We start from the raw sequence: 13,572 nt of genomic DNA on the forward strand, positions 1-13,572 counted from the left end.
TGCGCGTTGTCAGTAAGTCACATCACGGCGGTCGAATGACGAAGCACTCGTCCTGTTCACCGGATCGGGAAGATCCTGCCCCCTGTTTGATCGTCGGCGTGGGTGCCAGCGGGGACGGGTCGGAATCGCTGTGCCGATTGCTGAAGGCACTTTCCGGCAACCCGCATGCTGCCTTGATCATCGCCCAACCCGGCGGAGCGGAAGGCGGCGAATTGGACGTGCAGCGTTTGCGGGAATCCACCCGGCTTCCCGTCGAAGTCGTTTCGGGGACCACAAAGCTGGCTGCCGGTCACGTCTATTTGGCGCCTCGGGAAACATGTCTGGAAGTTTTTGGATCGGCGGTTCGCATCGCGGAGCCCGACGATGGCTTGGCGATTCAGCCGATCGACTTTTTGTTCCAGTCGTTGGCCGCCCAGACCGATTTGGAAACGATCGGGATCATCCTGTCCGGCTCAGGCACCGACGGCACGATTGGGCTGAAAGCGATCAGCGACGCCGGCGGGATGACGTTCGCGCAGGACTCCGAGTCCGCCAGGTTCGACAGCATGCCCCGCAGCGCGGCGACGTTGGGCGTGGCCGATCACGTGCTGGCTCCGGAGCAGATTGCCGGCGAACTGACCCGCTACATCGACTACCTGGAACGTCTCCACGACGAACAATCCGACGAGTCCTTGCAGCGACAGATTCGCGATGCGATTCCGGCGATCGCCGACGCGCTGACCCAGCATTCGGAACACCGGTTCGAACATTACAACCCGGGGACGCTCGTACGCCGGATTCAGCGGCGGATGCAGGTTTCCAAAACCGAACAGGTTTCCGACTACGTCGGTCGGGTCTACGACGACCCGGAAGAGGCGGGGCAATTGTTCCGGGACCTGTTGATCGGAGTGACGGCGTTCTTTCGTGACCCCCAGGCATTCGATGCGCTCGCCAAAGAGGTGCTCCAGCCGCTGTTCACTCGACGGCGGGCTGAGGAGACCGTGCGGATCTGGGTCCCGGGCTGTGCGACCGGCGAGGAAGCCTACAGCATTGCGATGTTGTGCAGTGAGGTCACCGAGGGCCTGTCGGCCGCGCCACAGGTCCAGATCTTTGCCACCGACATCGACGAAAAGGCGCTGCGCATCGCCCGTCAGGGACAGTATCCCGCTGGCATCCGGGACCAGCTTTCGCCAGCAAGGTTGGATCGATTCTTCTTGGCCCGGGGCAACCGGTTTCACGTCGTTCCGGAGATTCGCGAGAAGGTTCTGTTTTCGCCGCACAATTTGATCAGCGACCCACCGCTGTGTCGTCAGGATTTGATTTCCTGTCGGAACCTGCTGATCTACTTGGGACCGCACCTGCAGAAGAAGTTGATCTCCGTTTTCCACTACGCGCTCCGTCCGAAAGGGTTTCTGTTTCTCGGTCCCAGCGAAACTCTGACGTCACATCCCGAACTGTTTCGGCCGATCAACCGCAAGCATCGCATTTCGCAGCGACGGTCGGTGGGGATACGGTCGGAGAAGACGCGGTCCGGCGGAGCGTCCCTGCCGGAACCGGTCCAGCAAGTCATCAGCGGCCAGGATGACGACCTGGTCGAAGTGATGCAGCGGATCAACCTGGATGAATTTGCCCCCAAGACGGCAGTGGTGGATGAAGCGGGGCAGATCCTGTGCGCGTCGGCCGGTATGAACAAGTACCTGACCGTCGCCAGCGGATCGTTCGAAAACAATGTGATCAAGATGGCGCCCCGCGGGTTGAGGACGGGGCTGCGGAGCACGCTGCGCGAGGCTGCCAGGACGTCGCGACGCGCGGTCCAGGAGAATCTTCGTGTGCACCTCCAGGAGGGTGTCCAGCAAGTCATGATCACCGCTCAACCGATGCCCCGGCTGGGCGAAGAAAGTCCTCTGTTCCTGATCGTCTTTCAGGACGTCGGCACCCCAGAGCGGCTGGACGCATCGGGCACAACTTCCCAGGACGGCTCCACCTCGTTGGACGCCGAGGATTTGGTGGAAAAGTTGGAGCTGGAGTTGGCTTCGACCCGGATGGAGCTGAACCAATCGATGCGTGAGATGGAATCAGCCAATGAAGAGTTGAAGTCATCGAACGAAGAATTGCTGTCGATGAACGAGGAGCTGCAGTCGGCCAACGAGGAGATTCGTTCGGGAACCGATGCGCTTTCGGAGGCGAATACCAATCTGGTCAACTTGTTGCGCAGCACGCAGGTTGCCACGATCTTTGTCGACAACGATTGGACCATCCGCAGCTTCACGCCGGCGGCGGCCGAGGTCTACGACATCATTCCAACCGACATCGGACGACCGCTTTCCATTTTTGTGCCCAAAGCGGACGCCATGCCGCCGCTTCCACCCATCAATTCGGTCAGCGCGAAGCGCCCGCAGGAGGACACGGTGCAATTGCACTCGGGCAAATGGATGCTGCGACGCGTGCTTCCCTACCAGTCCGGCGATGATGAAACCAACGGCCTGGTGGTGACGTTCATCGACATCACCGACCGCAAACGTGCCGAAGATGCGGTCGCCGCGCGGGAAGCGGATTTGAAAGCCGAACGGAGCAAACTGGTCGAAGCGATGGAGGCCGTGCAGTCGGCACGACACCGCCTGCGGGTGTTGTTTGACCAGAGCTACTACTGGAAAGGCATCCTGGATCTCGAGGGCGTGTTGACCGACGTCAACGAGATCGCCTTGAAAACCTTTGGCGTCGCGCGGGAGCAGACCGTCGGACAATTTTTTTGGGACATGCCGTGGTGGCGGGAGGTCCCGGGCGTCGCCGAGCGGTTGCAAGCCGGTTTCCAGCAGGTACTCGCCGGAGGCCAGTATCGAGAAGAGTTGCCATTCCGGGGAACCGACGGCAGCGAGCGGATCTGCGACTTCATCTACACGCCGGGCCTGGACGACGATGGACGGCTGCTATTCATCGTGGCGACCGGGGCCGACGTCACCGAGCGGCACCGTGCCCGTTTGGAACTTCGTGAATCCGAAGCCCGCTTGCAGTTGGGGATCGATGTCGCCGACGTGGCGTTGGGACGGATTGACTACACGAGGAACCAGATTCACCTGTCGCCGGCGGCCGCCCGGATGTATGGCTTTGGCGAGCAGGAGATCACCGTCAGCCGCGAACAGGTGCACGAGCGGTTTCACCCTGATGATCGCCATCACGTTGAAGACGAAATCGACGCGCTGGTGCAAGGCGATCGACGCGGTGATCGCATTGCGTGCGTCCACCGGATCGTCTTGCCCGATGGGCATGTCCGTTGGCTGGATGTGCGCAAGCAGATCTTCTTTGAGGTCGGAAACTCGGGCGCCATGCCGGTCCGCGGGTTGATCGCGGCACGCGACATCACCAGCGAAAAAAACCACACGCGTGAGTTGGAGGAAAATCGTCGGCGTCTGGAGATGGCGATGTCATCAGCGGATATGGCGGCATTCGAATGGACACCGGAAACCGATCAAGTGCTGGTCGATGGCAACTTTTTACGGATGATGGGATTGCCGTCGATCGATGCCGATGAGTCCTCGCCTTCGATCGCCGGGCAAAGCGTGATCGACCTGATCTTGCCCGAAGACCTGCCAGCCGTTGAACGGGCGTTGGAAGAAACCCTGGACAACGGCACGGAATACCGGTGTGATTTCCGCATCCGCCGTCCCGATGGCCAGGTTCGGTGGATCTGCGGGCGCGGGCAACGCGTTTGCAGCGACGGCCAAACCCGGCTCTCGGGATTGAACTGGGACATCACCGAATCCAAAGAGCAGGAACGCCGAATCCGTGCCGGCGAGGCGCGCCTCCGGCTGGCGCTCGGCGCTGCAGCGTTGGAGTTGTGGCAGTGGAACATTCAAGAGGACCGCTGGTATTGGTCCGGCGAATTGCCCGATGACGTGACATCGATGGAATCGGCCGGCTCTCTGGCGGACTACTTGCGGGCGGTGCACCCGGATGACCGGGACCGCGTGGAGCATCGCCTGCGTGACTGCCTGGATAGCCACAAGCCGTATCGCACCGAATATCGAATCAAGCGGAAGGGCGAGTACCGTTGGGTTCTGGCAATGGCACACGTCAGCGTCGAAGATGAAGATTCACCGGTCCAGATGATCGGCGTGGAACTGGACATCACCGACCGCAAGACGTCGGAATTGAAATTGGAAACGGCGCGGCGGCAGGCTGAAAACGCCAACGCTTCCAAAAGCGCTTTCCTGGCCAACATGAGCCACGAGATTCGGACCCCGATGACGTCGATCCTGGGCTACACCGACTTGGTGTTGGACCAGGTGCACGATCGTGAGGTCATCGACAACTTGCAGACGATCCGCCGCAACGGAACCTTCCTGCTGGATATCATCAACGACATTCTCGATCTGTCCAAGATCGAAGCGGGTAAGTTGGAAGTCACACGGGAAAGTTTCGAACCGACCAAGCTGGTCGCCGACGTGCAGTCGATCATGAACGTTCGCGCCCAGGAAAAGGACCTGCAGCTGAATGTCCGCTACGACGGAAAACTGCCTCAACGCATCGAGAGTGATCCGAAGCGATTGAAACAGATCCTGGTCAACCTGGTGGGCAATGCCATCAAGTTCACCAAGGAGGGCCACGTCGAAATCGTGGTGCAATATCATCCGGAGGGAGAGTCCATCGATCTGTCCGAGATGGAATCGAATCATGGGCCAAACGCACTGAAGTGCACCGGTCCGGTCATTCAGATCGACGTGATTGATACCGGAATCGGAATCAGCGAGGATCAGAAGCGAAGGCTTTTCAATCCTTTTTCTCAAGGAGATGCCAGGATCGATCGCGATTTCGGAGGCACCGGGCTGGGCCTGGCGATCAGCCAGCGATTGGCCAAGGCGCTCGGCGGGACCATCCGTTGCAAAAGTCGTCGCGGCCACGGAAGTCGGTTCATTTGTTTGATCGATGCGGGCGACGTGGATGACGTTTCATTGATTGACCCCAAGCCGCCTTCCAGCATCCAGCCACCGTCGACCGCCGGGACCAAGATCAAGCTGGATTGCCACATGCTGGTCGTGGACGACCGCCGCGATATCCGCTTTCTCAGCGAACGTTTGCTAAAGAAGGCGGGTGCTACGGTGACCCAAGCCGTTGATGGGATCGATGCCATCGAAAAACTGGAAGCGGCGATCCGGCAAGGCGAACCTTTCGACGGCATCTTGCTGGACATGCAGATGCCTCGGCTGGACGGTTATCGCACCGCGGTCAAGCTCCGCGAAATGGGCTTCGACGGACCGATCATCGCGTTGACGGCCGAAGCCATGGATGGCGATTCGAATCGATGCATCGATAGCGGCTGCAACGACTACCTCAGCAAGCCGATCGATGCCGGAAAGCTGTTAGAACTCGTCGACCGGCTGGTCAACTAGGTCGTTTTCGCCCGCAATCAAAAACACCGTGATTCGCAGTGCAATGAGCGGCGAGGCGCTAGCCGCCGGTTGATGCGAGAATGCCCGCTGCTAGCGCAACGCGGCTCACACAAAGTGGCGATGTGTAACTAACGGTGCATCCGTCGCTGGCTACTTTGAGGTAGCCACACCCCCCAGAGCTTGATTGGTCGCCGACCAGCGTGGGCGATCGGCGGTCAGTCTGGCGGTTCCCCTCGGCCGGCTGGTTCGGGCTGGTGGCCGACATGAGTCGGCGAATCACGGGGCGGAAACGAAAACGGTTTTCGGCGGACTGCCGTGCGTTCGCGGCCCCGGACTTGCAACCCAAACGACTGGCTCACCGCCGTGGCGATCGTTGCATCGATCAATTCGTCAGTGGCTCCTGTCGCCAGCGGACCGAGCCCAGGAGATTCAGAAATGCGGTCGTGCATCGCCATGTTCCGATGCGCAGATTGTCCGCAGCGATGTTGACTGCATCAATTTCTTAATCATTGAGAGGAGAAGCTTTCGCCCCGCCAGAGATTTGGAGTCCCGCCATGCAAGAAGAAGCCCAACAGAAATACACCAAGCCCGAATTGCGAAACCAGATCAAGAACGACCTGATGCGAAGTGACAAAGGTGGCCGCTCGGGCGAATGGTCCGCTCGGAAGTCCCAACTGCTGGTCCAGGAGTATGAAAGACGCGGGGGGGGATACAAGCAAGATCAGAAAGACGAAGACGCCAAAAACTTGCAGTCTTGGACTCGGCAGGACTGGCAAACGAATGAAGGTTCCGCAAGAGCCGACCAGGGGTCTCAGATGAAACGCTACTTGCCGGAAAAAGCCTGGGACTTGATGAGCGACGAAGAGAAACGTCGCGCTAACGAAACGAAACAGGAAGGAGATCGGGACGGGAATCAGTACGTCCAGAACACACCGGCGGCGGAGGGCGCGCGTGCTTACGCGGAACACGGCGATGCAAGCCACTTGAACGAGGGTCAGCTCAAGCGACTCAATCGTGACGAATTGCAAAAGGTCGCTCGTGAAGAGGATCTTGACCATCGCTCTACGATGAACAAAGACCAGCTTGCCGAGAACCTTCACGACAAGTTTCAGGACGATCCGGAGTCAATGACCCGGGACCAGTTGTACGAAGAAGCGAAGCACCGCGGCATCAAGGGCCGCAGCAAACTGCTCAAGGCGGACCTGGTCAAGGCGGTCCGACAAGCTCGTTCCGAATCATCGACACGGTGATTTGCAGTGCCATGAGCGGCAAGGCGTTAGCCGCCGGTTGAGGCGAGAAAATCCACGCCTAGCCTTCGACTGAAAACGAGTAGCTACGCTCGCCAGAGCGTGGCTTTCCCCCGCGATCGCGACGGCAGCCACGCGGTTAGCGAGTTTTGAGACAGTGGCTGGCGTCACGCAGTTCATGGAAAGTAACGCTGTCGCGCTCACAACTGGAACGTCTGTCACGAAGCTTCGCAATCGTCGTCGCGATTCAAGCGGCAAGCCATACCAACACTCGCACCTTTTCTTTCGGAGCAAATTGGAACATGGGATCGACCACTTCCCAAACCCCCCCGCGGCCGGCCAGCGGAACCGGCGACTGGCAGCGTTACGGCGAACATCGGGGTCGTGTGCTTCATCGCGAACGGGTCGCGCACCACGTCAACCTGTACATCGTCGAAAAGCCCGAGGGGTTTGATTTTCGCCCCGGGCAAGCCGTGGAGCTTGCGATCGACGAACAGGGTTGGCGGGAACGGAAGCGACCGTTCACCTTGACCAGTTTGCCGTCCAATCCCCGGCTGGAATTCATCGTGAAGACTTATCCGACCGATGAGAATCCGGAGCACGACGGCGTCACCGAACATCTGGGCCGCGACATCGTCGTCGGTGATCGATTGATCTTCAGCGATGCCTGGGGTGCGATTGAATACAACGGTCCGGGAACCTTCATCGCCGGTGGCGCCGGCATCACGCCGTTCATCGCCATCCTCCGCCAATTGGAGCAACGCAAAGAATTGGCCGGCAATCGGCTTTTTTTCAGCAACCGTCGGGCTGAGGATGTCATTCTGCAGGGCGAGCTCTTTCGGATGTTGGGCACGCAGGTCGTGTGCACGCTGACGCAAGAACGACACCGGGATTACGAACACGGCCGCATCGACGCGGAGTGGTTGCGAAACCGCATTGACGACTTTGCTCAGCCCTTCTACCTGTGTGGTCCGCCCGGCATGGTGAAGTCACTGCGTCGCCAGTTGGCGGACTTGGGAGCGGACCCCCAATCCTTGGTGTTTGAAGAGGGCGGCTGAGTCGCGGGTAGCCACCGTCACCCGGCGGTGGGCACGCATTCGAGCCGACGGCATCAGCCGCGGGATCCGGGTCTCTCGAAATGTCGATTGAGTAGGTCAGGCTGTGCCTGACTGTTGATTTCGTCCACCCAACAGTCAATACGATTCAGACCGTCGGTCAAAGTTCCGCATGGTGTCAGCCGAAGGCGGACGCGGAGTGTCGGGCCCAGGTATTCCAGGCCAGGGATTCCAGGCCAGGAATGCCACGCAGAGCCACCTGATCCGATCGCATTGTGGCTTTAACCGTTAGCCAAATGCTGATCCGTCTGCAACGGCGGGCTGAAATGGCAAACGCGTAGATCGGTCACCCGCAATTGCGCGCTCTCAACGCAGAAGCCGAGTGCGCCCCGGTGGAACGTCTGGTCGGCCAGCGACAACAGCACGCGATGCCCCAGCGACAACTCGATGTAGCTGCCATACACCAGCAACTGCAGGTCAACTTTGCCTCGGGATTCCGGTTCCCAGTAGCCGGCTTGCAGGGTTCGAAATTGCATCATCTCTTCACCGCTTCCGGCGGGGCCGCTGCCCCAGGCACGGAGTTGCGCGACGCCTTTGAAAAGGTCCAGCGAAACGTAGTAGCCGTCGTGTGATTCGCGATCGACGCGGAACACCAGCCCGCATTTTCCCTCATTGAGCATTTCCAGGGATGCTCGCATGCGAAACGACTCGAAGTCGCTGTCAAATGCAAACGCTTGGAAGCCGGATTCGCACTCCAAATGCATGGCGTTTTCGTTGATCCGCTGATAGTTGCCCGGCAGCAAGTCCTTCAGGCAGGACAAGTGGCTCACATCGGCAGGACCCTTGATTTGGGCTTCGAAGCCTTCGAAAGATTTGACTCGCAGTTGTCCCGCTTCGGATCGGAACAACCGTTTCGGTGGCGGCATCAGATTGTGGGTCATGCGATCCAGTCCGCTCGGTGTGAAGAAGCTCCACAACAGCAACCCCTGGTCATCCTGGCAGACACGGCCTGCGTAATTGCCGCCGGCCAACAGCACATTGTCTGCGTAGGTCCGCCAAGGCTTCTCGAGCGTCTCGGTATGCCAGTAGCGAATCTTTGCGTCTTCGCGCATGCTACCGATCAGGTAGTAGTCACCATCCAGTTTGATCAGGTTGGGGACTTCGACGTCGTCATACAGTCCCGGATGGTGCAGCGGGGGGCGGACTTCGAAGTGGTTCGGCTTGGTTTCCTCCATGACGCCGACGCATCCCCTTCGAACGATCGGCCCGGTGTTGACGCGCCCCGCGGCGAGCAACCACCCTTTCCCGTTCTCGTTGTAGAAGAACGGGTCTCGCCAAGAGACCAGGTGCCGGCCTTCGTCCGCTTCGGCTTCGTAGTACTTGCGGTCCGGACTGAGCGGGAAACAGCTTTCCGGATCGTAGTCGAATGGCGGTTGGGGAGGACGCCCCGGAAGTTGGTAGGGCAGCGTCGTGCGGCGATCTTGCCAGGATACGGGGGCTTTCCGCCAACGATACAGGTCGTCGCTTTCGGCCATCCCGATGCGTTGCTTCAGCCCGTGGTCGCGTCGCGAAAGGCCGGTGTAGAACATTCGCCAGGCGCCGGTGCGATGGGGATGCGGTGTGACGTGCACCGTCCACAGCATGGAATCATCCCAACTGCCGGGATCCCCCAGGAACAACGCATTCTCCACCCGCCGCCAGTCGAAGCAGTTGTTGCTGACCGCGTGAGCGACGAAGTCATGGTTGGGGAGGACCAAGTGAAACAGATGGTAGATCCCGTCGTGATAGATGACGTCGACGTCGCCCAGCGTCTTGCGGGATCCGGCGGTTTCGGTGTACATGGTGGCAATCTTGCATTCGGAATCGGGGGAGCGAACGACCGCGTCTTGGGTGTTCACTTTCAGTGACAGTGTATTTTGCCGCCCATCGGTCGGTGCGGCGGTCTTGCCGATCGCATCGGAACTGGGACGTCGGCCGTTGTCCCATCGGCCGTTGTCCCATGGAAAAACACCGCCGTGGCGTCTTTCGAGGGGATCACGGTGCGCGACTGGTCGACTGGTCGACTGGTCAACTGGGCAGTGGCGACGTCGACGCCGGCGGTCGCTCAAGTCGGATGCTACCCCATTCGGAACGTCCAGGGCGAGGTGGTTCCCGTCGACCAGTCGCCTGGCCCACGCACGGTTGCCGTTCACACACGGCCGCCTTTCACACACGAATGTCCGATTCACGGAGCGGCAGGGCGTCCGCGGCGGATTGCCGCGACCTTTGAGATGCCGGGCCGGCACCCCCGTCTCGCAGGTGTTGGCAACGTCGCTACGATGGGTTGAGTCGCTACGATGGGTTGACTTGCATGGGCGGTCGACGCGGGCCAGCGAAGCAGCCATGCCGCCCGATCGCCGTTCGTTTTCCACCTGCATCCCGTTTTCCTTCGTGACGTGGACTCATGACCCAGAAAAAGAAAGTTGTCGTCGTCGGTGGGGGGTTTGCTGGGATGCACGCGGCGAAACAGCTGGGGAAATCGCGCGATTGCGATGTGATCATCATCGACCGCCGCAATCACCACCTGTTTCAGCCGTTGCTGTATCAAGTCGCGATGGCCGGTTTGGATCCGTCCGATATCGCCTCGCCAATTCGTTCGATGTTGAATCGCTACAGCAACATCTCCACCCTACTCGGTGAAGTCACTCGAATCGACACCGATAAGCAGATCGTGCACAGCGACGTGGGAGAACTGCCTTACGACTATCTGGTCGTCGCTTGTGGCGCGATGCATCACTATTTCGGTCACGATGAATGGGAAGCGTTCGCGCCCGGGCTGAAGAACATCCCGCAAGCGACGGAGATTCGCCGACGTGTCTTGATGGCGTTCGAATCGGCCGAGCGAACCAACGACAAGCGGCAGCAAGATTGTTGGTTGACGTTCGTGCTCGTTGGCGGCGGACCCACCGGGGTTGAGCTGGCCGGGGCGATCGCGGAAATGGCGAAGAACACGTTGAAACGCGACTTCAAAACGATCGATGCCAGTCTGGCAAGAGTGATTGTGGTGCAGAGCGGAGACCGCATCCTGAATCAATTCCCCGAACCTCTCTCCGAGTACGCCAAGGGGGCGTTGGAAAGTCTGGGCGTCGAGGTGCGGTTGGGCGATCGCGTCACCCACGTCGATGCCCAGGGGGTCTGGCTGGGGGACGAGCGGATCGAAGCCTACACGGTGATTTGGGCTGCGGGAGTCAAGGCGAATCCGATTGGAAAAACGCTGGGAACCGAAACCGATCGTGCCGGTCGAGTGGTCGTGGAAAGTGATTTGTCGATCCCCGGCCATCCCGAGGTGTTCGTCATTGGGGACTTGGCCGCCGCCAAGGATTCGCAGGGCAATCCGTTGCCAGGTTTGGCGCCGGTTGCGATGCAGGAGGGAAGCTATGTCGGAAAGCTGATCCGGCAGAAGGCCTCGGGTGATTCAAGTCACACACAAAAACCGTTTGAGTACCGCGACAAAGGCCAGATGGCGACGATCGGCCGCCGCCGGGCGGTGCTGCAAAGCGGCGGCATGACCATGAAGGGCACGCTGGCCTGGTTGGGATGGCTGTTCGTGCACATTGTCTACCTGAACGGTTTTCGAAACCGGATGTTCGTCTTCTTTTCCTGGGCCTGGTCTTACGTGACGTTTGCCCGAGGGGCTCGCCTGATCGTACCCAAGACGTGGCAGATCACCGGTGAAGAGTCACAGGTTCACCCGGACGCGCCGCTCCCAGTCGCCGCGGGCGGTGCGTCCTCGGAAGGACGTGAACCCTCGGCCTCCTGAGCCAGGTTGACTGAGGCCGAGCTGACCGAGGCTGAGCTGACTGCTGATGGAGCGACGACGCCATCGCCGCTTTGCTTCCGCGGTCGATCTTCGGCGTCATGAACAGGTTCGGCGACGAGCGGCCGATTCTGTGCCTCGGCCAAGGCTTCGGAGAACACGTGCTCGATCGCCAAGATTAGCACGACCGCGATCAGGATGACGCTGGCGGTATTCCAAATTCGTTTCATGGCAGTTGGGCTTGTAAAAGACAACACGTTGTTCACAGTCGCCGCACTTTTCGGAACGTGGGATTGGCAGCGCCGCCACTCTCAGGCGATCGTCGCGACGTCGACTTCGCCATGAACCAAACATTTCGCCTCCGGCTGACGCGGCACCATTACGGTCGACTCGGAACACGAAACCCTCAAAGTTCCAGCGGAGGTTGGCAAACGCCGTGCCGCGACAGCCGTTCGCTCCCGTTTTCCCCGGTGCCCCCGCCCACAGGCGATCGTTCCTTGTCCTATCGGCTTGATGTCGGCCTTGGTCGTTCTTCGCCCAGGTCGTCCGCTCGCACGCCATTGCGGTGAACTGCCGCGGCCGGCCTTCTCAGGAAATCGATCCGACTTTGACGATTGGAGACCGCGTGGATCGGAATTCTCTCTCTGCTGCACCGCACAAGTGGAATCGGCGTGATTGTTGCTACCTCTTGTCATCACTGCGTGTGATCGCAGTCAATCTGTGCTCTTGTCTCTGCCGGTCATCTGGCGGTGGCTAAACAGCCGCCGTGATGGAAGGAGCCCGCAGAGATCAATCATCAATCACCCGATGGTGGAGGACTTGGCTATGCCAGAGTGGAGCGACAAAGACAAGCGTCAATACGAGCACATCAAATCCAGTGCGGAATCGCGTGGTCGGTCGACCGAGCGTGCGGAGGAAATCGCCAGCCGGACCGTGAATAAACAGCGGCGAGAAGAAGGGCGCACCCCACAGCAGACCACCCAGGGCACCGGAAACCCGAACACACCGTACGAAGACCGAACGGTGGAAGAATTGCACTCGCTGGCGAGCGAGATGCAGATTGAAGGACGCAGCGATATGAACAAGCAACAACTGATCGACGCACTGCGTGCCAAGCAATGATCGTTCTCTTTCGACCCCGTTCCAGCCCCGGAGTACAGCAGGCCGATGACCCATCGTAAAGCAATCGTCACAGGCGGTAGTACCGGTATCGGTCGTGCAACAGCGGTCGCCTTGGCGAAATCAGGCCACGACGTCGCGATCACCTACGCATCGAGCGAGGATGAAGCATCAGAGACCGCTCGCCGAGTGGAACAGGCGGGGGCGAAGTGTTTCGTGTATCGCTTGGATCTGTCCGAACCAACCACGGCGTCCGACTGCGTCGATGCGATGGCGAAAGATCTGGGCGGGCTGGACGTATTGGTCAGCAACGCCGGCATGATGGTCTCGCAGAAAGTGCCCTCGGTTGATCTGGAAACCGCGAATCGGATTTTCAACGTCAACGCCTTCGGTGCCATGATGGTGATCCAACGAGCGATCAAACATCTGCTGCCGGAAGGCATGGACGGCCCGCCACGCGACACCGCCGGACGAATCATCGTTGTCACCAGTGTGCATGAGACGATCGCCAACCCCACCGATACGTTGTACACGATGACCAAACATGCACTCGGCGGGATGGTGAAATGTCTGGCTTTGGACCTGTCACCGAAGAACGTGACGGTCAACTCCGTTGCTCCCGGTGAAATTGCAACGCCAATGAATGACATGCAGGCGGAGGATTTTGATGATCAACCCCGGCCAGCCATTCCCGTTCGACGACCCGGGCACCCTGACGAAGTCGCCTGGGTGATCGATTTCCTGGCCAGCCCTCGAAGCGGATTTGTCACCGGGACCTGTTGGCCCGTCGATGGCGGATTCGAGGTCGCTGCCCCGTTGGCTTCCAGCGGCTACCGCGAGACCTACTTGAAAACCTGATTCCCACCTCCCCGGTGATGACGTCTTGGTTCGCTGCTGATCCCAGTCGGACGATTCGAGATGTCCACCCTGTCATGAACCGGTCGAAAGTGGTTGCGGTTCCTTGCGATCGCCAGTCGAGAGGATTGCAG

7 protein-coding genes are annotated in these 13,572 nt (G+C 59.8%); 6 read left to right on the forward strand and 1 reads right to left on the reverse strand.

Going from position 1 to position 13,572, the window contains the following annotated elements; translation table 11 throughout:
- Window positions 1-35: 35 nt before the first annotated feature.
- The 3 genes from FYK55_RS14045 to FYK55_RS14055 all read left to right on the forward strand — a co-directional run bounded on the left by FYK55_RS14045 (window position 36) and on the right by FYK55_RS14055 (window position 7,671).
- Entirely contained in the window at window positions 36-5,366 is a 5,331-nt protein-coding gene (locus FYK55_RS14045; RefSeq protein ID WP_150077061.1) for a CheR family methyltransferase, read from the forward strand.
- A gap of 554 nt (window positions 5,367-5,920) precedes the next feature.
- Window positions 5,921-6,616 carry a Rho termination factor N-terminal domain-containing protein gene (locus FYK55_RS29495; RefSeq protein WP_201743715.1) on the forward strand — a complete coding sequence of 232 codons (696 nt, stop codon included), beginning with the start codon at window positions 5,921-5,923 and terminating at the stop codon, window positions 6,614-6,616.
- 299 nt (window positions 6,617-6,915) lie between these two features.
- Window positions 6,916-7,671 carry a flavodoxin reductase gene (locus FYK55_RS14055; protein WP_150077062.1) on the forward strand — a complete coding sequence of 252 codons (756 nt, stop codon included), beginning with the start codon at window positions 6,916-6,918 and terminating at the stop codon, window positions 7,669-7,671.
- 278 nt (window positions 7,672-7,949) lie between these two features.
- On the opposite strand, the gene FYK55_RS14060 is transcribed toward FYK55_RS14055, so the two are convergent.
- Window positions 7,950-9,509: a glycosyl hydrolase gene (locus FYK55_RS14060; protein WP_150077063.1), complete on the reverse strand. Its 1,560-nt coding sequence runs from the start codon at window positions 9,507-9,509 to the stop codon at window positions 7,950-7,952.
- Window positions 9,510-10,111: 602 nt separating this feature from the next.
- Here FYK55_RS14060 and FYK55_RS14065 point away from each other — a divergent pair.
- From FYK55_RS14065 to FYK55_RS14075, 3 genes are all read left to right on the forward strand, one after another.
- Window positions 10,112-11,467, forward strand: coding sequence for an NAD(P)/FAD-dependent oxidoreductase (locus tag FYK55_RS14065; RefSeq protein ID WP_150077064.1), 1,356 nt, complete (start codon window positions 10,112-10,114; stop codon window positions 11,465-11,467).
- 822 nt (window positions 11,468-12,289) lie between these two features.
- Window positions 12,290-12,586 (forward strand): Rho termination factor N-terminal domain-containing protein, encoded by a 297-nt coding sequence (locus FYK55_RS14070; protein ID WP_150077065.1) that lies wholly within the window; start codon window positions 12,290-12,292, stop codon window positions 12,584-12,586.
- A 45-nt stretch (window positions 12,587-12,631) separates the two neighbouring features.
- A complete protein-coding gene (locus tag FYK55_RS14075; protein WP_150077066.1) occupies window positions 12,632-13,441 on the forward strand; it encodes an SDR family oxidoreductase in 810 nt (269 codons plus the stop codon).
- Window positions 13,442-13,572 lie beyond the last annotated feature (131 nt).

The organism is Roseiconus nitratireducens (genome assembly GCF_008629675.1).
GTDB lineage: Bacteria > Planctomycetota > Planctomycetia > Pirellulales > Pirellulaceae > Stieleria > Stieleria nitratireducens.

Coding starts and splice junctions, on each gene's coding strand:
- FYK55_RS14045 (WP_150077061.1), top strand. CDS start 36: ATGACGAAGCACTCGTCCTGTTCACCGGATCGGGAAGATCCTGCCCCC.
- FYK55_RS29495 (WP_201743715.1), top strand. CDS start 5,921: ATGCAAGAAGAAGCCCAACAGAAATACACCAAGCCCGAATTGCGAAAC.
- FYK55_RS14055 (WP_150077062.1), top strand. CDS start 6,916: ATGGGATCGACCACTTCCCAAACCCCCCCGCGGCCGGCCAGCGGAACC.
- FYK55_RS14060 (WP_150077063.1), bottom strand. CDS start 9,509: ATGTACACCGAAACCGCCGGATCCCGCAAGACGCTGGGCGACGTCGAC.
- FYK55_RS14065 (WP_150077064.1), top strand. CDS start 10,112: ATGACCCAGAAAAAGAAAGTTGTCGTCGTCGGTGGGGGGTTTGCTGGG.
- FYK55_RS14070 (WP_150077065.1), top strand. CDS start 12,290: ATGCCAGAGTGGAGCGACAAAGACAAGCGTCAATACGAGCACATCAAA.
- FYK55_RS14075 (WP_150077066.1), top strand. CDS start 12,632: ATGACCCATCGTAAAGCAATCGTCACAGGCGGTAGTACCGGTATCGGT.